This is a genomic window from Streptomyces sp. CNB091, assembly GCF_000377965.1.
Genome location: NZ_KB899003.1, coordinates 227,707 through 245,779, shown reverse-complemented (window position 1 = coordinate 245,779; position 18,073 = coordinate 227,707). Strand labels below are relative to the sequence as shown.

At 71.4% G+C, this 18,073-nt stretch carries 16 protein-coding genes; 6 read left to right on the top strand and 10 right to left on the bottom strand.

Annotation, left to right across the window (positions count from 1 at the left end):
• Positions 1–26: 26 nt before the first annotated feature.
• From D581_RS0124840 to D581_RS0124820, 5 genes are all read right to left on the bottom strand, one after another.
• Positions 27–1,046 carry an ABC transporter permease subunit gene (locus D581_RS0124840; protein ID WP_018959896.1) on the bottom strand — a complete coding sequence of 340 codons (1,020 nt, stop codon included), beginning with the start codon at positions 1,044–1,046 and terminating at the stop codon, positions 27–29.
• Complete coding sequence (locus tag D581_RS0124835) at positions 1,043–1,960, bottom strand: ABC transporter ATP-binding protein (protein WP_018959895.1); 918 nt, start codon at positions 1,958–1,960, stop codon at positions 1,043–1,045. Before D581_RS0124835 ends, D581_RS0124840 begins: the two co-directional genes overlap by 4 nt.
• Positions 1,957–2,394: a GntR family transcriptional regulator gene (locus tag D581_RS0124830; protein ID WP_032752984.1), complete on the bottom strand. Its 438-nt coding sequence runs from the start codon at positions 2,392–2,394 to the stop codon at positions 1,957–1,959. Before D581_RS0124830 ends, D581_RS0124835 begins: the two co-directional genes overlap by 4 nt.
• 123 nt (positions 2,395–2,517) lie before the next feature.
• Positions 2,518–3,441: a mycothiol synthase gene (mshD, locus tag D581_RS0124825; protein ID WP_018959893.1), complete on the bottom strand. Its 924-nt coding sequence runs from the start codon at positions 3,439–3,441 to the stop codon at positions 2,518–2,520.
• A 106-nt stretch (positions 3,442–3,547) separates the two neighbouring features.
• Positions 3,548–4,645 carry a PDDEXK nuclease domain-containing protein gene (locus D581_RS0124820; protein WP_018959892.1) on the bottom strand — a complete coding sequence of 366 codons (1,098 nt, stop codon included), beginning with the start codon at positions 4,643–4,645 and terminating at the stop codon, positions 3,548–3,550.
• A 255-nt stretch (positions 4,646–4,900) separates the two neighbouring features.
• Between D581_RS0124820 and D581_RS0124815 the strand changes: the two genes are divergently transcribed.
• From D581_RS0124815 to D581_RS0124805, 3 genes are all read left to right on the top strand, one after another.
• The gene (locus tag D581_RS0124815; protein ID WP_026290878.1) at positions 4,901–6,712 is read left to right on the top strand and encodes a bifunctional metallophosphatase/5'-nucleotidase; all 1,812 of its coding nucleotides are present in this window, start codon (positions 4,901–4,903) and stop codon (positions 6,710–6,712) included.
• Between the two features lie 166 nt (positions 6,713–6,878).
• The gene (locus D581_RS0124810) at positions 6,879–8,558 is read left to right on the top strand and encodes an ATP-binding cassette domain-containing protein (protein WP_026290877.1); all 1,680 of its coding nucleotides are present in this window, start codon (positions 6,879–6,881) and stop codon (positions 8,556–8,558) included.
• Positions 8,559–8,637: 79 nt separating this feature from the next.
• The gene (locus D581_RS0124805) at positions 8,638–9,249 is read left to right on the top strand and encodes a TetR/AcrR family transcriptional regulator (protein ID WP_026290876.1); all 612 of its coding nucleotides are present in this window, start codon (positions 8,638–8,640) and stop codon (positions 9,247–9,249) included.
• A gap of 232 nt (positions 9,250–9,481) precedes the next feature.
• On the opposite strand, the gene D581_RS0124800 is transcribed toward D581_RS0124805, so the two are convergent.
• Both D581_RS0124800 and D581_RS0124795 read right to left on the bottom strand, forming a co-directional pair.
• Positions 9,482–9,985: a GNAT family N-acetyltransferase gene (locus D581_RS0124800; RefSeq protein ID WP_018959888.1), complete on the bottom strand. Its 504-nt coding sequence runs from the start codon at positions 9,983–9,985 to the stop codon at positions 9,482–9,484.
• Positions 9,986–10,081: 96 nt separating this feature from the next.
• Entirely contained in the window at positions 10,082–10,666 is a 585-nt protein-coding gene (locus D581_RS0124795; protein WP_018959887.1) for an isochorismatase family protein, read from the bottom strand.
• A gap of 247 nt (positions 10,667–10,913) precedes the next feature.
• Here D581_RS0124795 and D581_RS0124790 point away from each other — a divergent pair, with 247 nt between their 5' ends.
• Entirely contained in the window at positions 10,914–11,909 is a 996-nt protein-coding gene (locus D581_RS0124790; protein WP_018959886.1) for a GlxA family transcriptional regulator, read from the top strand.
• A gap of 84 nt (positions 11,910–11,993) precedes the next feature.
• Here D581_RS0124790 and D581_RS0124785 read toward each other — a convergent pair whose 3' ends face one another.
• Together D581_RS0124785 and D581_RS0124780 are read right to left on the bottom strand one after the other, a co-directional pair.
• On the bottom strand, positions 11,994–13,334 hold the full coding sequence (locus tag D581_RS0124785; protein ID WP_018959885.1) for a sensor histidine kinase: 1,341 nt from the start codon (positions 13,332–13,334) through the stop codon (positions 11,994–11,996).
• Positions 13,331–13,996 carry a response regulator transcription factor gene (locus tag D581_RS0124780; RefSeq protein ID WP_018959884.1) on the bottom strand — a complete coding sequence of 222 codons (666 nt, stop codon included), beginning with the start codon at positions 13,994–13,996 and terminating at the stop codon, positions 13,331–13,333. Before D581_RS0124780 ends, D581_RS0124785 begins: the two co-directional genes overlap by 4 nt.
• 264 nt (positions 13,997–14,260) lie before the next feature.
• Here D581_RS0124780 and D581_RS0124775 point away from each other — a divergent pair, with 264 nt between their 5' ends.
• Both D581_RS0124775 and D581_RS0124770 read left to right on the top strand, forming a co-directional pair.
• On the top strand, positions 14,261–15,685 hold the full coding sequence (locus D581_RS0124775) for an ABC transporter permease (protein WP_018959883.1): 1,425 nt from the start codon (positions 14,261–14,263) through the stop codon (positions 15,683–15,685).
• A 2-nt stretch (positions 15,686–15,687) separates the two neighbouring features.
• Entirely contained in the window at positions 15,688–16,410 is a 723-nt protein-coding gene (locus tag D581_RS0124770) for an ABC transporter ATP-binding protein (protein ID WP_018959882.1), read from the top strand.
• 123 nt (positions 16,411–16,533) lie between these two features.
• Here the strand turns inward: D581_RS0124770 and D581_RS0124765 are convergent, their stop codons facing one another.
• On the bottom strand, positions 16,534–17,859 hold the full coding sequence (locus D581_RS0124765; protein ID WP_018959881.1) for an LPXTG cell wall anchor domain-containing protein: 1,326 nt from the start codon (positions 17,857–17,859) through the stop codon (positions 16,534–16,536).
• Positions 17,860–18,073 lie beyond the last annotated feature (214 nt).

Below are 18,073 nucleotides of genomic sequence, written 5' to 3'. Positions count from 1 at the left end.
ACGGCGGGTTTCTGCCGGGTGGGCGGTCAGCCGTGCAGGCGGCGCAGGACCCGGAAGGCGGCGAACACGGCGAGGGCGGCGAGGGCGAGCAGGATGCCGGTCTCGACGAGCTGGAGGGGCCAGTAGTGGGAGGCGGGGTGGTGGTCGAGGTAGCCGTGGGCCACGCCCCGCTCCGCCAGGCAGACTTCGAGGTCGAGGGAGGAGGAGGTGCAGATGTCGGCGGGCAGCACGTCGCCTCCCTTCGTCACCCAGCCCCACTCGACCACGGCGGCCCGGTCGGGCCAGCGGTAGCCGCTGCCCGGCACGAAGATGTCCTTCACGACCGGCCACAAGCTGTCGCGCAGCATGACCAGGACGACCGTCACCAGTCCGGAGACGAACAGGCTCACCGCCATGGCGGGGACCGTGCGGCGCATCCGAAGGCCGATGAGGGCACCGAGGGCCAGGGCGAGCAGGGCGCTCGCGACCGGGACCGTACCGGACGCCATGAAGGTGAACCACTCGTCCCACGCGGCCGGGTATTCCGCTCCGGTCCGGGGCTGGGCCCATGCGAGGACGGCGGTCAGCGCGACGGTCCCCGGGACCATCAGCACAGCCGGTGCGGCCAGGCGGGCGATCAGCCAGTGGGCGGGTGACATGCACTGTGTCCAGGACAGCCTGAGGGTGCCGTTCTCCCATTCACGGGCGATCAGCGGGCCCGCCACGAAAGCGCCGGCGAGAGAGGGCAGGACGATCAGCACCAGGCTCGCGTAGTCGGGTATCCGGCTGACCTTCAGCATGCTGTCGGCGTAATTGCGGGCCGGCTGGAAGCAGGCTTGTACCGAACTGCTGGTCGTACAGCCGCTGTTCGCGAAGTCCGCCATGAGGTAGTCGGCCCGTAGAACCGCGATGACCAGGGCGGCGGCCACGGCGGCGAGGAGCGCTCCGGTGCTCCACAGGCTTCGCCGGTGCACCCGCAGCACCACCCGCACGGACCCCCGCAGGGCGGCGCGGGCGGGCGCCGGGGCGGTGGCCGCGTCGGGCTTCGGGGGCGTGAGCGTGCTCATGCTGCTGCCACCTCCGCATCGGCCGCACCCGCGACGACGCTGGCGCTCGGCGTCAGCAGCGGCGGGGCGTCCGGGGAGCGGAGGTGGGCGAGCAGCAGCTCCTCCAGGGACGGTTCCGTGACGGCCCAGGCGGCGGTGTCCACGGGGCCCTCCTTCCTGATGAGCGCGGTGAGCTGACGTCCCGTCGTGCGGGATTCGACGACGGTGTGCGGGGAAAGGTCCCGCGTCCGGCCGGTGAGGAGGGCGTGGGCGGAGACGATGTCCTCGGCCTCGCCGCCGAGCCGGACGCGCCCGCCGTCGACGAACAGGAGGTAGTCGCAGGCTCCCTCCAGCTCGGTGAGGATGTGCGAGGACATCACGATGCTGGTGCCGTGCTCGGCGGTCTCCGCCATCAGGACACCCATCAGCTCGTGCCGGGCGAGCGGGTCGAGGTCGGCCATCGGCTCGTCCAGCAGCATCAGTTCGGGCCGCTTGCCGAGTGCGAGGGCCAGTGCCAGGCGGGTGCGCTGCCCGCCGGAAAGGGTGCGGACACGCGCCTTGCGCGGCAGCGGTCCGGCGATCCGGTCGGCGGTGGCACGGTCCCAGCGCCCCGGATTCAGCTCGGCCCCGGCCCACAGGGTGTCGGCGACGGTGAGCTGCGGGTACAGGGGCTTGTCCTGGGAGACGAAGGCGATGCGGTCGCGTACGTCGCCGGGAACGGTGGAGCCGAGGACGGTGAGGGATCCGGCGCTGGGGCGGTCCAGCCCGGCCGCCAGGTTCAACAGGGTCGACTTTCCCGCGCCGTTGGGCCCGACGAGGGCGCAGACGCGGCCGGCGGGCAGCCGGAACGAGCAGTCGTGCAGGGCGCGGTGGCGGCCGCCGCCGCGCCCGTAGGTCCTTCCGAGGCCGTGTGCCTCGATCGCGACGCCGGTCATCGTTCCTCGTCCCCCTTGTACGTGCTGTCCAGTACGGCGGTGAAGAGCGCGCCGACGTCGTCCTTCTCCAGGCCGGCCGCCCGGGCCCGGCGGGCCCAGTCGGCGAGTTCGGTGCGCAGCGGTGCGTCGGCGGCAGTCGTGTCGGCCGCGCCGCCCAGCGTGCCGAGCGTGCCCAGCGTCCTGCGGACGAAGGTGCCGAGCCCGCGGCGGGCCTCGACGAGGCCTTCGCGCTCCAGCTCGCGGTAGGCCTTGAGGACCGTGTTCGGGTTGATCGCGGTGGCTTCCACGACCTCGCGGGCGGTCGGCAGCCGGTCGCCCGGTTCGAGCACGCCCAGGCGCAGGGCCTGCTTCGTCTGCTGGACGATCTGGAGGTAGGTGGCGACGCCGCTGCGCCGGTCGATGCGGAACTCGACCGCTGCGGATTCGGCTGTCATGCGCTGCACCACCCTTTCACTAATTGAGTAGTGAAAGGGTGGTGCAAAGAAGGGGCGGCGTCAAGTGACGCCGCCCCTGGCCGGTCTGCCGTGGTATCAGGACGTGGGTGTCAGGACTGGGTGTCAGGACTCCGTGCGGTACATCAGGTCCACCTCGTGCGTGGTGAAGCCCATGCGCTCGTACACCGTCACGGCCGCCGTGTTGTCCGCGTCCACGTAGAGCATCGCGGTGGGCAGCGTCTCGGCGGCCAGGTGGCGCAGCCCGATCGAGGTCAGCGCCTTGCCGAGGCCGCCGCCCTGGGCCTCGGGCAGGACGCCGACCACGTACACCTCGCCGAGCTGCTCCTCGGCGTGGACCTTCGTCCAGTGGAAGCCGACGATCTCCCCGTCCCGCTCGGCCAGGAAGAAGCCCTTCGGGTCGAACCAGGGCTCCGCCTTGCGGTCGTCCAGGTCCTGCTGGGTCAGGGACCCCTGCTCGGGGTGGTGGGCGAACGCGGCCCGGTTCACGGCGAGCCAGGCGGCGTCGTCACGGCCCGGCTCGAAGGTCCGTACGGTGACGCCCTCGGGCAGCACCGGCTCCGCGAGGTCGAGCGGGACCAGGCTCCGCCGGAGCTGGCGCAGCTCGCGGAAGAGGGAGAGGCCGAGGACCTGGGCCAGGTGGCGGGCGGCGGAGCTGCCGCCGTGCGCCCAGACCCGCAGCCGCTTGCCGGTCGCGGCGAGGAGGGCCGCGCCCAGCGCCCGGCCGTGCCCGCTGCCGCGCCGGTCGGGGTGGACGACCAGCTCGGCGGCCGGGGCCTCGACCGGGTCGGTGTCCTCCAGCTGGGCGTACCCGGCGAGCGCCCCGTCGACGGTGAGGAGGAAGTGCCGTACGCCGTCGCGGTGGCCGCCCCGGATCCGTAGCCTGCCCTGCTCGGAGACCGCCTGTCGGCCGTCCGACCGGGCGGCCTCGGCGAGCAGGGCGAGGACGGCGTCGGCCTGCGCGGAGTCGAGTGCGTCGAGGGTGTGGACCTCGCGTCCGGGAGCGGGGAGGGGTGCGTCAGTCGTCATGCCTCCGAGCGTACGGCGACGGGCGCGCCCGGCGGGGGCGCGGCGGGGCGGCGGTGCTGCGGACCGTGGGGAACCGGATCGGTGTGCGGCCTCGGACGGAGGGCGGTCAGGCGTCCTCGGACGGAGACGTGGCGTTGAGGACGTTGTCCGCGATGCGGGAGAGGTCCTCCGCACTGGGCAGCAGCTCGCGCACCCCTTCGGGAAGCCCGGCGTACGTGCTGACGGCCAGCGGCGTGTTGTACCCGCGCAGGGCGTACTCCACCATGGCCCGGTCCCGGCTCTCGGCGATCAGGATGCCGAGCGTGGGCTCGTCCCGCTCCTTGTCCCTGACCAGGTCGTCCACCACCGAGACGTAGAACCCGAACTGCCCGAAGTGCTCGGCCCGTGCCTTGCGGGTCTTCAGCTCCAGCACGACGTAGCAGTGCAGCTTGCAGTGGTAGAAGAGAAGATCGATGCGGTACTCGGAGTCGCCGACCACGATGGGGTACTGACGCCCGACGAAGGCGAACCCGACGCCCAGTTCGGTCAGGAACCGCACGAGGTTGTCGACCAGCGCGTCCTCCAGATCGCGCTCCGTCGGCCGGCCCGTGAGTTCGGTGAAGTCGAGGCGGTAGGGGTCCTTGAGAATCTGCCGTACGGCGTCGGACTTCCCGGGCAGGCTGACGTCGAAGTTGTTCGCGGCGGCGCCTTCGGCGAGGTGCAGCTGCCGGTGGATCACCGACTCCAGATGCGTACGGGACCAGCCGTGGTGGACGGCGTGCTGGGCGTAGAAGTCCCGCTCGAAGCGGGTCGCGCACTTGCCCATGATGAGGACGACGTGGCCCCAGGGCAATTGTCCAACAGGCTGTTGGACAATTGAGTCGGGCCAGATCCTGGCCATCTGCTGCATGGAGTGAAGGTTGGACCGGCTGAATCCCCGCTGCTGCGGGAACTCCGTCCGCAGCTCCGTGGCGATCCGCTCGATGACCTTCGTGCCCCACTTCTCCCCACGTTGCCGCTCCAGGATGGTCCGCCCGATCTCCCAGTACATCCGCAGCATCTCGGTGTTGACCGTGAGCTGTGCACGGACATGGGAGCCGCGGACGATCGTCTTGAGGTCGTCGACCATGTCGAGGAAGCCGTCGGGAAGTCCGGCGGAGTGTTCTGCCGACGGTTGCCGCTGCTGGGCCGGCACCTTCGCCGTGGTCGTGAGTTCGTTCTCCATGGCGTACAGGTTTCCGGTGGTGATGCGTGCCGTGACGTTTCTGCCCGGATATGTGAGCCATACGGGTGATCCGGGCGCGTGTGGGGACGTTCCTGACGAGCCATTTGGCCGGATGGCAACCAGTCCGTAACTCCGAACACCTGTTGCGCTACGCGCGTTGACTCTAGGCTGCGGCACGCAGGATCCCAGACGTGACACCAGCGACACGACTGCCACCACCGACACCACCGACAGCACTGACACACAAGGGGACCGATGTCAGCGACTCCGCAGAAGAACCGTGCGACACGGCGGGTGCTCGCCGCCACGGCCGGTCTGGCCACCGTGGGCGCCCTCGTCGCCGCGATGCCGGCCGGCGCCCACGACCGGGGCCACGGGCACGGCCATGGGCACAAGCCCCGTACCGTCGACGTGCAGTTGCTGTCGTTCAACGACCTGCACGGCAACCTGGAGCCGCCGGCCGGTTCGGCGGGCAACGTCTCGGAGACGCAGCCCGACGGCACGGTGAAGGCGATCCCGGCCGGTGGCGTCGAGTACCTGGCGACCTCGCTGCGCACCGCGCGCAAGGGCAACCCGTACTCCGTCACGGCGGCCGGCGGCGACATGGTCGGCGCGAGCCCGCTGCTGTCGGGCCTCTTCCACGACGAGCCGACGATCGAGGCGCTGAACGGCCTGGACCTGGACGTCACTGCGGTCGGCAACCACGAGTTCGACGAGGGCGCGGCCGAGCTGGCCCGCCTCCAGAACGGCGGCTGCCACCCGGTCGAGGGCTGCTACGAGAAGGGCAAGAAGTTCGAGGGAGCCGACTTCCCCTACCTCGCGGCCAACGTGACCGAGGAGAAGACCGGCAAGCCGCTGCTGAAGCCGTACACCGTCTGGAAGAAGAACGGCGTCAGGATCGGCTTCATCGGTGTGACGCTGGAGGGCACCCCGGACATCGTCACCGCGAACGGCGTCAAGGGCCTCGAGTTCCACGACGAGGTCGAGACGATCAACAAGTACGCCCGTGAGCTGGACCGCAAGGGCGTCAAGTCCATCGTCGCGCTGATCCACGAGGGCGGGGCCCCGGCCTCCACCTCGTACAACTACGACTGCGACAGCCCCGGCGCGGGCGACGGCATCTCCGGCCCGATCGTCGACATCGCGAAGGGCATCACGCCGAAGGTGGACGCCCTGGTCACGGGCCACACCCACCAGGCGTACGTGTGCACCGTCCCGGACCCGTCGGGTCAGCCGCGCATGGTCACCTCGGCCTCGTCGTTCGGCAAGGTGTACACGGACACCACGCTCACCTACGACCGCCGCACCAAGGACATCGTCCGTACGTCGGTGAAGTCCGCGAACCACGTCGTGACCCGCGACCAGGCCAGGGCCACCGACATGACGCGCCTGATCGACCGCTGGAACAAGCTCGCCGCCCCGATCGCGAGCAAGCCGCAGGGCTGGATCAGCGCCGACATCAACGGCCGCGGCTCCACGGCCCCCGAGAAGCCGCTCGGCAACGTCATCGCCGACGCCCAGCTCGAAGGCCTCGCCCCGGCCGACAAGGGCGGCGCGGAGGTCGCGTTCATGAACCCGGGCGGCATCCGCGCGGACCTGGTGCACAAGGCGTCGGGCGGTGAGGGCGACGGGGTCGTCACCTACGGCGAGGCGTTCACCGTGCAGCCGTTCACCAACATGATGAACGTCGTCGACCTGACCGGCGCTCAGCTGGTCACCGCGCTCCAGCAGCAGGTCAGCGGCTCCAACGCGGCCAGCCCGAAGATCCTCCAGGTCTCCGAGGGGCTCACCTACACCCTCGACCTGACGAAGAGCGGCGCGGACCGCGTGGTCGCCGGCACCATCAAGCTGAACGGTGCGGCGATCGACCCGGCCAGGACCTACCGCGTCGCGATGAACGAGTTCCTCGCGGGCGGCGGCGACGGCTTCGCGGCCCTCGGCCAGGGCACGAACAAGCTGGTCGGCGCCTCCGACCTGGACCTGTTCAACGCCTACCTGGCGGCCCACTCCACGGCCACCGCCCCGCTGGCCCCGCCGGCGACGGACCGGATCACGGTCATTCAGTAACGCGTCCGTGGACGAAGGGGCGGTGGGCCCGCGGGCCCACCGCCCCTTTTCGCGTCCTGTCGACCATGCGGCGGGGAGAGCGTCGGGGATTTCGTGCCGCACCGCGTTCGCGACGGCGGCCGAAATTGCAACGCCTCATTTATCACGCCCGTGATAATGTCGCGCTGTGGGATATATCGATGTCAACTCTGTTTCTTACGGGCTGCCGGACGGCAGGGTGTTGCTGGACGAGATCGCGTTCCGGGTCGGGGAGGGAGCCAAGGTCGCGCTGATCGGGGCCAACGGGTCCGGCAAGACCACGTTGCTGCGGATCATCGCCGGGGACCTCGCAGCGCACAGCGGTGCGGTGAACCGGGGCGGAAGCCTGGGCGTCATGCGGCAGTTCATCGCCCGTGACGGCGACCGGGTGCGCGACCTGCTGCTGTCGGTGGCGGATCCCCGGATCCGCCGGGCCGCCGCCGCCGTGGACGCGGCGGAAGCGGCCCTGGAGTCGCGTGGGGACACCAAGGCGCAGCTGGCCTACGCGGCCGCGCTGGCCGACTGGGGCGACGCCGGCGGCTACGAGGCCGAAGTGCTGTGGGACGTGTGCACCACCGAGGCTCTCGGCGTCCCCTTCGACCGGTGCGGGCGGCGCGCGGTGGACTCGCTGTCGGGCGGCGAGCAGAAGCGGCTCGTCCTGGAGGCGCTGCTGCGCGGCCCCGACCAGGTGCTGATGCTCGACGAGCCCGACAACTACCTGGACGTTCCCGGCAAGCGCTGGCTGGAGGACCGTCTCCGGGAGACCCCGAAGACCGTCCTGTACATCAGTCACGACCGCGAGCTGCTGGCGCGCACGGCGCAGAGCGTCATCACGGTCGAGCTCGGCGCGGCGGGGAACACCGCCTGGGTCCACCCGGGCGGTTTCGACAGCTACCACCGGGCGCGGACCGACCGGTTCGAGCGGTTCGACGAGCTGCGCAACCGCTGGGACGAGGAACGCGCCAAGCTGAAGGCGCTCGTGCAGATGTACCGGCAGAAGGCCTCCTACAACTCGGACATGGCCTCGCGTTACCGTTCCGCGCGGACTCGTCTCGACCGGTTCGAGAGCGCGGGTCCGCCGCCCGCACGCCCGCGCGAGCAGCATCTGGCGATGCGGCTGCGCGGAGGGCGCACGGGAAAGCGGGCCGTGATCTGTGCCGGCCTGGGACTGACCGGGCTGATGAAGCCGTTCGACCTGGAGGTCCGGTTCGGTGACCGGGTCGCCGTGCTCGGTTCCAACGGTTCGGGCAAGTCGCACTTCCTGCGCCTGCTCGCCGCCGGCGGCAGCGCCCCCGAGCCCGCGCACGAGCCGGTGGGCGACCTTCCGGTCGAGCCCGTGTCGCACCAGGGCGTGGCGCGGCTGGGCGCACGGGTGCGTCCCGGCTGGTTCGCGCAGGTCCACGGGCGGCCCGATCTCGCCGGCCGCACGCTCGTGTCCATCCTGCACCGCGGGGACGAGCGGCGGGAGGGGCTGCCGCGCGAGGAGGCGTCACGGGTACTGGCGCGCTACGAGCTGGCGGGTGCGGCGGAGCAGGAGTTCGACTCGCTGTCCGGCGGGCAACAGGCCCGCTTCCAGATCCTCCTGCTCGAACTCGGCGGTACGACGCTGCTCCTGCTGGACGAACCCACCGACAACCTCGACCTCGTCTCCGCCGAGGCGTTGCAGCACGCGCTCCGCGGCTTCGAGGGCACGGTGCTCGCGGTGACGCACGACCGGTGGTTCGCCCGCGACTTCGACCGGTTCCTGGTCTTCGGCTCCGACGGCACCGTCCGCGAGTCGCCCGATCCGGTGTGGGACGAGAAGCGCGTCGTGCGCCGACGCGGCTGAGCGCTGCCCTCCCCCGACCCGGAACGGGCGAGCACGGCGAGGCCGTTCGGTGTTGTCACGGCTGTGATATTTTGGGGAAATGCCAGCTCGGATCGATCTCGAACAGCGTCGCAAGGATGTTATCGAGGCGGCTTTCCGCCTCTTGGTCGCTGAGGGAATAACCGGTCTTTCGCTGCGGAAGGTAGCCGCCGAGTCGGGGCTGAACATCGGGTCGGTGCGACACTATTTCGACGATCATCGCCATCTTCTCGTCGCGGCCGTGACCGAAGTCGGCGACCGTATGGGGAAGAGGCTCACCCGCTGTGCGACCGACACCCTGCTCGGACTCGACGGCGAGAGCGCCGTGGACGCGTTGCAGGCCCTCGTCGAGGAGTTGCTGCCGCTCGACGACGAACGGCGCGTCGAGTCGATCGTGCTGGTGGAGTTCATCGTCGCGGCACGGGTGAATCCGGTCTTCCGCCCCGTGACCGAGCGGATGGCCGCCGACATGCGGCAGGTGATCACACGGGCCCTGGACGTGCTCGACGTGCCCGCGCCGGCCGAAGAGGCGGAGCGGCTCGTCGCGCTGCTGGGCGGTCTGATCCTCGACGCGGTGACACCGCACGGGTCACTCGGCACCGAACGTGTGCGCAGGACGCTGCGGGCTCATCTGCGCTCGGTGCTGGTGACCGGACACGGCGGGGTCCGGTGACCCGGTGACCCGGTGACCCGGTGACCCGGTGACCCGGTGATCTGACGTCACGAGGGACTCGGCCTTGGACCGGGCCGTGGCCGTGCTGCGGCACCACGGGGCGCCACGGGGCGCCACCGGCTGACGCGGAACAGCGGAACAGCGGTACGGCGGTGTCACCGGCAGGCGCGGAACAGCGGTGCCACCGACTGACGCGGTACGGCGGTACGGCGGAGCGTCCGGCCGTCCCGGTTCACGTCGCCGCACCGGTCCAGGTGACGGCGAAGTAGGCGACGCGTTCGTCCTCCCCGACCGGGAGCATTCCCGCCGCCGTCATCACGCGCTGGGACGCGACGTTGTCATGGTCGGCGTCCCCCTTCACCGAGACGACGCCGCCGGCCCGGGCGAACGACAGGAGGGCGCGGACAGCTTCGGAGGCGTAGCCCTTCCCCTGGGCCGACGGTACGACGCCGTAGCCGATCGTGACGTGTCCGTGTTCGTCCGGGGGGCTGTGGAAGTCCACGCCGCCGATCACCCGGTGGTTCGAGCGGCGGCGGATCGCGTACGGGCCGAACGGCCGGGGATCGCCCGTGGCCGAGCAGCGTTCCAGGAAGCGCTTGGCCACGGACACGTCGTCCTCGGTCGGGAATCCGGGCTCCCAGGCCGTGCCGGCGGCCGGCCGGCCCGCCACCATCTGTTCGGCCTCGGCCACGGATATCGGGTGCAGGACGAGCCGCTCGGTCACCAGGTCGGTCATGGCGGCGTCAGCAGGGAGGTCATGGCAGGGAGGTGTATCACGCGGTACGGAGGGGGCGCGCGTGGATTTTCCGGCCCGGGGCCGCCCGCTCCCCGGCTACCTCAGGGACTCCTGCGTCGGGACGACCACCCCGTACAGGTCGCCGATGGTGGCCAGCGCGGCGTGGTGCACCTGCTGGGCGTCGAGGTCGGTCCCGGCGACCGGCAGGGACCGGGTCGCGCAGGCGTCGGCGACGACCGTGGGGCGGTTGCCGCGCAGGAACGCGCCCTGGGCCGTGAACGCCACGCACATATGGGTCATCCAGCCCGCGATGATCACGTCCCCGCCCGCCCGGACGTGCTCGCCCAGGTCGGTGCCGTGGAAGGAGTCCGGAGCCTTCTTGACGACGACGGTCTCGCCGTCGGCCGGGGCGACGGCCGGGCAGATCTGCCCGATCTCGGCCCGGATGTCGTACGGAGTTCCCTCGCCGCCGTCGTTGATGACATGGACGACCTTGGTCCCCGCCTCGCGGGCCCGGGCCAGCAGGCGTGCGGCGGCGTCCAGCGAGTCCTGCCAGCCGTCGAGTTCCATCACGCCGCGCGTGTAGGTGTTCTGGTAGTCGACGAGGATCAGGGTGGAGCCGGCGAGCGTGGCCGGGGTCGCGTCGAAGCCGTTGAGTTCGCGCAGGGTGGTTCGGGACATGGGTGTACCGCCTCGGGGTGTCGTACGTCGGGGAGGGGTCGGGAGAGATCGGGAGAGATCGAGAGGGATCGGGAGAGATCGGGGACGGATGGGCTCGGTCTTCGAGCCGCTTCCCACGCTAGGACCGGGCACGGATGTCCGCAATGACGTCTAACATGCAGATGCCGACATGTGCTTCTGGTGGCTGCTGCCACTCAAGGCGGGTGGCCGCCGCCACCGGACGTACGGCTGAACAGGGAGATCGGGCATGGACACCGTCGGACGACTCGTCGTCATCGTCCTCTTCGAGGGCGTCGACCTGCTCGACGTCACCGGTCCGCCGGAGGTGTTCTCGCTCGCCCGGCGCGAAGCCGAGGACGCGGACGGCTACGAGGTCGTCCTGGCCGCCGAGTCCATGGACCCCGTCACCACCGGGGCCGGGGTTCGCGTCCTCCCCGATCTCACCTTCGACGAGGTGGCCGGGCGGAGCATCGACACCCTCATCGTCCCCGGCTCGGTGGAGATCGACGGCGAGCGCCGGGTGCGCGCCCTCGTCGACCCCGCGCTGGTGGAGCGGGTGAGGGAACTCGCCGGGCGGAGCCGGCGGACCGCCTCCGTCTGCGTCGGCGCGCATCTGCTGGCCGCCGCCGGGCTGCTCGACGGCAGGCGCGCCACGACCCACTGGTCGACCGCACCCCAGCTCGCCGCCGCGCACCCGGAGATCGAGGTCGACGCCGACCCGATCTTCATCCGCGAGGGCGACGTCTGGACCGGGGCCGGGATCAGCGCCTGCCTCGACCTGTCCCTCGCCCTCGTCGCCGACGACCTCGGCGAGGCCGTCGCCCTGAGGGTCGCCCGCCAGCTCGTGATGTATCTGAAGCGGCCGAGCGGCCAGAGCCAGTTCAGCGTTCCGCTGGAGCAGATCTCGCCGACCAGGCGCATCGAGGACCTCCGCCACCACATCCTGCGCAACCTCGGCCGCCGGCTCACCGTCGTGGACCTCGCCGCCCACGCGCACGTCAGCGACCGTCACCTCACCCGGATCTTCAGGACCGAGCTGAACACGACCCCGCACGCGTACATCGAGTCCGTCCGGGTGGAGAAGGCGCGCAACGAACTGGAGTCCTCCGACGCCACCCTCGAACGCATCGCGTCCGTCTGCGGGTTCGGCACGGTGGACACCCTGGTACGCGCTTTCCGGCGGCGGTTGAACGCGACGCCGACGGAGTACCGGCGCAGGTTCCGGACCGCCCGCACCGGCTGATGCCGGGGTCGGGAGCGTCGGAGGCCGGGGCCGGGGCCGGGGCCGGGCAGTGTCGGGGGCCGGGGCCGGTGGGCGACGCCCGGCTCAGGCGTCCCCGGGGAAGTCCGCCCGTACGGTCAGGCCCCCGCCGGGTCCGGCCGTCGCGGTGATCGTGCCGTGGTGGGCGCGGACCACCGCGTCGGCGATGGCGAGACCCAGACCGTGTCCGGTCCGGTCGCTGCGCACGCGGGGGGCGGCGCGGTGGAACGGCTCGAAGAGACGGTCGGTGTGCTCGGGGTCCAGCACGGGACCGGAGTTGGAGACTTCCAGGGAGACCCGATGGACCGGACCCGGCCCCGGACCGTCGGGGTCGCCGTGGCCGGTGTGGCCGGTGTGGCCGGTGTGGCCGGTGTGGCCGGTGCGGACGGACACGTGCACCCAGCCGTCCGCGCCCGGGACGTTGTGCGTGAGCGCGTTGTCGATCAGGTTGTGCACCAGCCGGCGCAGCAGGGCGGTGTTTCCCGCCAGCGTCCGGCCGGCTTCCGTACCGGCTCCGGTCGCGGTCCGCGTACGGGCCCCGGCAGCGGTCCGCGTACCGGCCCCGGTAGTGGTCCGCGTACGGCCCCCGGCAACGGTCCCGAGGTCGGTCTCCAGGGTGATCCCGGCGGCCCGGGCGCGGGGGGCCAGCTCCTCGCAGACCTCCGCGGTGACCTCCGCCAGGTCGACCGGTTCCGTGTCGGGCCGGGCGTGCTCGGCGCCGGCGAGTTGCAGCAGGCCGTGCACGATCTCGATGCTGCGCTCGTTGACGGCGGCCAGTTTGGGGGCGAGCCGGCTCAGTTCGCGGCCCGACGCGTCCGTCTGCGCGAGTTGCAGCGCGGTACGGGTGGTGGCCAGCGGCGTGAGGAGCTCGTGGGAGGCGTTGGCGGCGAAGCGCTGATGGGCCTCGAAGGAGCGTTCCAGCCGGTCCAGGGTGTCGTCGAAGGTGTCGGCGAGCTGGCGGAGCTCGTCGTTCGGCCCGTCGGCGTGGATCCGGTACGACAGATCGCCCGTGCCCGCGCGGGCCGCCGCCCGGTTGATCGTGTGCAGCGGGGCCAGGAGGCGGCGGGAGAGCAGCCACCCGGCGGCCAGGCCCAGCGCGGCCACGAGCGACGCGCCCGCGACGGACACGGTGAGCACGGTGTCCCACACGTCTTCCTTGGACCGGATCACCTGCGTGTCGGCGTACGAGGGCGGCGGGTCGACGGTGCGGAACGGTGCGGGGAGGCTGTCCGCCGGGCCGCCCGGCACGAAGTCGGTGTGGGCGGGCGTGCTGCCCAGGTCGTAGGAGGGCAGGAACCGCGTACCGAGGTAGACCGCGGCCACCATCAGGGCCCCGGAGACCACCAGGACGGCCGCGAAGCCGAGGAAGAGCCGGGTGTGGATGCTGACCCGGAGCTGTGCGGTCACGGCTGCTCCGCCAGGTAGTAGCCGGCGCCGACCGAGGTGTGCAGCAGCGGCGGCGTGCCCAGCTTGCGCCGCAGGGTGTGGATGACCAGACGCACCGCGTTGGTGAACGGGTCGGCCGCCTCGTCCCACGCCTTCTCCAGCAGGTACTCCGCGCCGAGCACCCCGCCCTCCGCCCGCATCAGCAGCTCCAGGACGGCCAGTTCCTTCGGCGTCAGCCGGATCTCCCGGCCCGCCCGCTCGGCCCGCCGCCGGTGGGTGTCCAGCGTGAGGTCCCCGAGGGACAGCGTCGGGGCGTGCGCGGGGGCGGCCCGGCGGTAGAGGGCGCGGAGGCGAGCCACCAGCTCGGGGAAGTCGAAGGGCTTGGGGAGGTAGTCGTCGGCCCCGAGGCCGAGGCCCGCCACCTTGTCGCCGAGGCGGCCCGCTGCGGTCAGCATCAGGATCCGGCAGCCGGGGTGCTCCGCGACCGTACGGCGGCAGACCTCGTCGCCGTGGACGCCCGGCAGATCCCGGTCGAGGACCACGATGTCGTAGTCGTTGACCGACAGCTTCTCCAGCGCCGCGCCGCCGTCGTGGACGGCGTCGGACGAGATGCCCTCGCGGCGCAGGCCGAGGCCGATGACCTCGGCCATGAACTCCTCGTCCTCGACGATCAGCACGCGCATCGCCGGTGTCGCCTCTCCTCGCGTGGGGTGGTCGCCCGCCCGCCGGGGCGGACGGCACCACTTCTCTGGATACGTGGATACGTGGATACGTGCATACGTGCATACGTCCCGGGGTGGGCGCGCCCCATGACTATCAGAGCCCGCATGTGGACGACGTATGAGAGTCCGCCCGGCCCGGCCCGCCGCCGAACGCCGCCGATAACGCCCGCTTCCTAGCGTGAGCCGTCCGTCCGCCCGTCGTCGACCGCGAAGAGAAAAGATTCCATGAACCTGTTCAAACGGGCCTGGTGGCGGCTGACCGCCACCCCCGGCAAGGCCCTGATGCTGACCGGCCTGTTCTTCGTCATCTGCGCCCTGGTCCTCTCCGGCTTCCTCATCCGGTCGGCGGCCGACCGAGCCGCGACGGAGGCGAAGCGCACGGTGGGCGCGGTGGCCACGCTGTCCCTGGACATCAACGCGCTCATGGCGTCGGGGAAGGCGGAGAACGGCGGCGCGAGCGGCGTCCGGATCGACGATTCCGACCGGCTGCGCAGCGGGCAGGCCGACCGCCTCGGCGCGTCACCGGTCGTCACCGGGTTCAGCTACAAGGTGGAGGCGGCGGGACAGCCCACGGACCGGCTGAAGCTCTACCGCGCCGTACCGCCGCCGCCCGCCACCGACACGGAGTCCGGCGACTTCTTCAAGGTCGAGGGCGTACGGGACCTCCTCGCGACGCCCGCCTTCCGCAACGGCACCTCGAAGATCCTCGCCGGCCAGGGCATCGGGCCGGAGACCCGGGGAGACGTCCTCGTCCTGGAGAAACGCCTCGCGGAGGCCAACAAGCTGAAGGTCGGCGACAAGGTCACCGTGCGTCCCTTCCTCGGCGACGGCAGCACGCAGCCGCCGAAAGAGTTCACCGTCGGCGGCGTCTACGCCTCCGCCACCGCCTCCAGCAGCCAGTACGTGCCCGCGCTCGCCGACCCGGCCAACCTGGTCTACGCCTCGCCGGACGCGGCCGGTTCGCTGTCGGCCGTCGCGCCGACCGGCGCGGGCCCGGACATCCAGGAGGCCACCTTCACCCTGCGCGGTCCGGACGATCTGCCGAAGCTGCGTGCGGAGGCGAAGGCGCTCGGCCTCGATCCGGAGATCTATCCGCTCGCGGTGAACGACAAGCAGTACCAACAGCTCGTCGGACCCATCGCCCGGACCGCCGGTTTCGCGACGCTCACGGTGTGGCTGGTCTCGCTGGCCGGGCTGGCGGTCGTGTCGCTGGTCGTGGCCGGTTCGCTGCGCGAGCGCCGCCAGGAGCTCGGCATCCTGCTGGCCATGGGTGAGCGCAAGCCGCGGCTGCTCGGCCAGCACCTGGTGGAGATCGCCGCCTGCGCGCTGATCGCGATCGGCCTTGCCGTGCCCGCCAGCCAGGCGCTGGCCGGCACGGCGGGAAGCGTTCTGCTGGCCGGTGAGGTGTCCGAGGCGGCGAAGGACGCCGACGCCGGGAAACGGAACGACTACGCCAACTCCATGGGCGCGGCACCCGAGGAGGAACAGCCGGCGGTCGAGCCCCTGGACGAGCTGGACGTCCGCCTCACCGCGGGAGACATCGGGCAGGTCGGCGCGGCCGGCCTCGGCATCGCCGCCGCGGCCACCCTCGTACCCGGCTACCGCGTCCTGCGCCTGAAGCCCCGCCAGATCCTCACGAAGGGCGACTGACCATGCCGCACCTGACCCTGCCGCACCCCGGACCGACGGACGACGGCCGGAGCCCGGTCCTCCAGCTCGTCGACGTCCAGAAGAGCTACCCCGTCGGCAACCGCGCCCGGGAGCGTACGGTCCTCAAGGGCGTCAGCCAGGACTTCGAGCAGGGCCGCATGTACGCGGTCGTCGGCCCCTCCGGGAGCGGCAAGACCACCCTCCTCTCGCTGGCCAGTGGCCTCGACGCGCCCAGCGGGGGCACGGTGCGCTTCCGGGGCCGGGAGCTGGACCGGCTGGGGCTGGACACCTATCGCCGACGGCACGCGGCCACGGTGTTCCAGTCCTTCAACCTTCTCGGCTACCTGACCGCCGTGCAGAACGTCACCTCGGCCATGGAGATCACCGGTGCGGCCCGGCGTGGCCGCAAGGACCGGGCGAACGAGCTCCTCCTCCTTCTCGGCATCGAGGAGGAGGACCGCCACCGCAGGATCCGGCAGCTCTCCGGCGGGCAGCAGCAGCGGGTGGCGATCGCCCGCGCGCTGGCCTGCGAGGTGGACGTCCTCTTCGCCGACGAACCCACGGGGAGCCTCGACCAGGACACCGCGGCCGGCATCGTCGAGGTGCTGCGCAAGCTGGCCCACGACGACGGCAAGTGCGTCGTCGTGGTGACCCACTCCGCGAAGGTGGCCGACGCGGCGGACGAGGTGCTGCAACTCAAGCGGGGGAAGTTGTCGCGGAGTTGAGTGTGAGGATGCCCTGAAACGACGGGAGAGGGCGGAGACCCGTACCGGTCTCCGCCCTCTCCCTCGTTTCACCGCTTCACCGCTTCAGCGCTTTGAAGGGCCTCAGCGACTTCCGCTTCGCCGTCAGGCGTCGGAACCCGCCTTCCGGCGACGGACGACGAACACCGCCGCCGCGCCGAGCACCACGGCCGCACCGCCCGCGAGAGCGATCGAGGTGGTGGCGGAGGACGAACCGGTGGCGGCGAGGCTGCCGTCCGTGCCCGTCTTCGCCGGGGTGCCCGACGTCGAGCCCTGCGGCTGGTGGCCGGAGCCCTTGCCACCGGGCTTCGTGGTGCCGGCGGGCTTGGGCTTGGCGTCCTCGGTCTTGCCGGGCTTGCTGCCCGCGGCCTTGACGTCGAACTCGTACATGTCCGCGCCGGGCGTCCCGCCGCAGGAGCCGTCCTCGTTGTAGAAGTCGGCCGCGATGAAGGCGACACCGTTGCCGGCCGGGGTGGCCTTGTCGAGGGTGAGGCGCATCTTCAGGTCGGTCCGGGCGCCGGGCTTCAGCGCGCCGACGGCGTCGATGTAGTCGTCCTTGACGTTCTTCCACTTCGGGGACGACTCGGAGGACCACTGGAGGCGGAAGAACTTGCCCGTGTCCTTGAGACCGCTCTTGTCGGTCGCGTGGACTCCGACGTACGTGATGATCTCGTCCATGTGCCGGTCGGATCCGTTGGTCACCCGGAGGGAAAAGGCGGTGGTCGTCCCGGCGATGAGCTTGGTCGGCAGGCCGGTCACCTTGGCGGTGAGGTCGCTCTCGGGCTCGCAGTCCTCGCCCTCGTCGACCTCCTCCTCCGCCTCCTTGATGGCCTTGGCCAGCGCCGCGTCGGCCGCGATCTTCGCGGCGAGGGCGTCGTCCACGGCCTTGTCGGCCACGCCGGCCTCGCGGACAGCCGCGACCCGTGCGTCCTGGACCGCCTTTTCGGCCTCTGCGGCCTTGGTCTCGGCGGTGGTCTTGGCGGTGGCAGCCGTCGCGGCGGTCGCCTCGGCCTCGGAGAGAGCGGTCTCGGCGGTCTTCCGCTCCTCGGTGGCGTCGGCGGGGAGGGCGTCGAGGGCGGCCTTGGCGTCGGTCACGGCCTGGTCGGCGGCGTCCTTCGCGGATCCGGCGTCCTTCGCGGCCTGCTTGGCGGCGTTGGCGGCGGCCACGAGCGGGTGGCTGTCCTGGGAGAGTTCCTCAAGGGCCTTCCGCACCGTGATCTGGGCCTCGTCGCGAGCCTTGACGGCCTCTTCGTACGCCTTCTGCGCCGCGGCGGCGGCCGCCTCCAGTTCCTTGATGGTCGGCTTGCTCTGCTTGTTCTGCGTCTGCGTCACCGGCTTGGTGTCGGCGAACGCGGGGGTGACGGAGAGCAGGACGACGGGGGCGGTCACGGCGGCGGCGACGGCGGTGGCGAGAGCGCGGCGAATCTTCACATGATCCCTTGGGTCGGGTCCGAACGGCGGAAAACGCTGAGGGGCGGCTGCCACTGCGGAAGGATCACGCGGGCGACCTGTGCCGATCGTATGGGGATCCTGTGAGGGGAGCCGGGGCATTATTCCGAGCCCGGGGGCGGGACGGCGTCACCCGGAGCGGACAGACGTAACCAAAGCGCACAGTTGCTCTCGGATTCTGTCCTTTCGCTGTGAC

What these genes read in the sequence shown, in the direction of transcription:
- D581_RS0124840 (WP_018959896.1), bottom strand. Translation starts at nt 1,046, where the DNA reads ATGAGCACGCTCACGCCCCCGAAGCCCGACGCGGCCACCGCCCCGGCG.
- D581_RS0124835 (WP_018959895.1), bottom strand. Translation starts at nt 1,960, where the DNA reads ATGACCGGCGTCGCGATCGAGGCACACGGCCTCGGAAGGACCTACGGG.
- D581_RS0124830 (WP_032752984.1), bottom strand. Translation starts at nt 2,394, where the DNA reads ATGACAGCCGAATCCGCAGCGGTCGAGTTCCGCATCGACCGGCGCAGC.
- mshD (WP_018959893.1), bottom strand. Translation starts at nt 3,441, where the DNA reads ATGACGACTGACGCACCCCTCCCCGCTCCCGGACGCGAGGTCCACACC.
- D581_RS0124820 (WP_018959892.1), bottom strand. Translation starts at nt 4,645, where the DNA reads ATGGAGAACGAACTCACGACCACGGCGAAGGTGCCGGCCCAGCAGCGG.
- D581_RS0124815 (WP_026290878.1), top strand. Translation starts at nt 4,901, where the DNA reads ATGTCAGCGACTCCGCAGAAGAACCGTGCGACACGGCGGGTGCTCGCC.
- D581_RS0124805 (WP_026290876.1), top strand. Translation starts at nt 8,638, where the DNA reads ATGCCAGCTCGGATCGATCTCGAACAGCGTCGCAAGGATGTTATCGAG.
- D581_RS0124800 (WP_018959888.1), bottom strand. Translation starts at nt 9,985, where the DNA reads ATGACCGACCTGGTGACCGAGCGGCTCGTCCTGCACCCGATATCCGTG.
- D581_RS0124795 (WP_018959887.1), bottom strand. Translation starts at nt 10,666, where the DNA reads ATGTCCCGAACCACCCTGCGCGAACTCAACGGCTTCGACGCGACCCCG.
- D581_RS0124790 (WP_018959886.1), top strand. Translation starts at nt 10,914, where the DNA reads ATGGACACCGTCGGACGACTCGTCGTCATCGTCCTCTTCGAGGGCGTC.
- D581_RS0124780 (WP_018959884.1), bottom strand. Translation starts at nt 13,996, where the DNA reads ATGCGCGTGCTGATCGTCGAGGACGAGGAGTTCATGGCCGAGGTCATC.
- D581_RS0124775 (WP_018959883.1), top strand. Translation starts at nt 14,261, where the DNA reads ATGAACCTGTTCAAACGGGCCTGGTGGCGGCTGACCGCCACCCCCGGC.
- D581_RS0124770 (WP_018959882.1), top strand. Translation starts at nt 15,688, where the DNA reads ATGCCGCACCTGACCCTGCCGCACCCCGGACCGACGGACGACGGCCGG.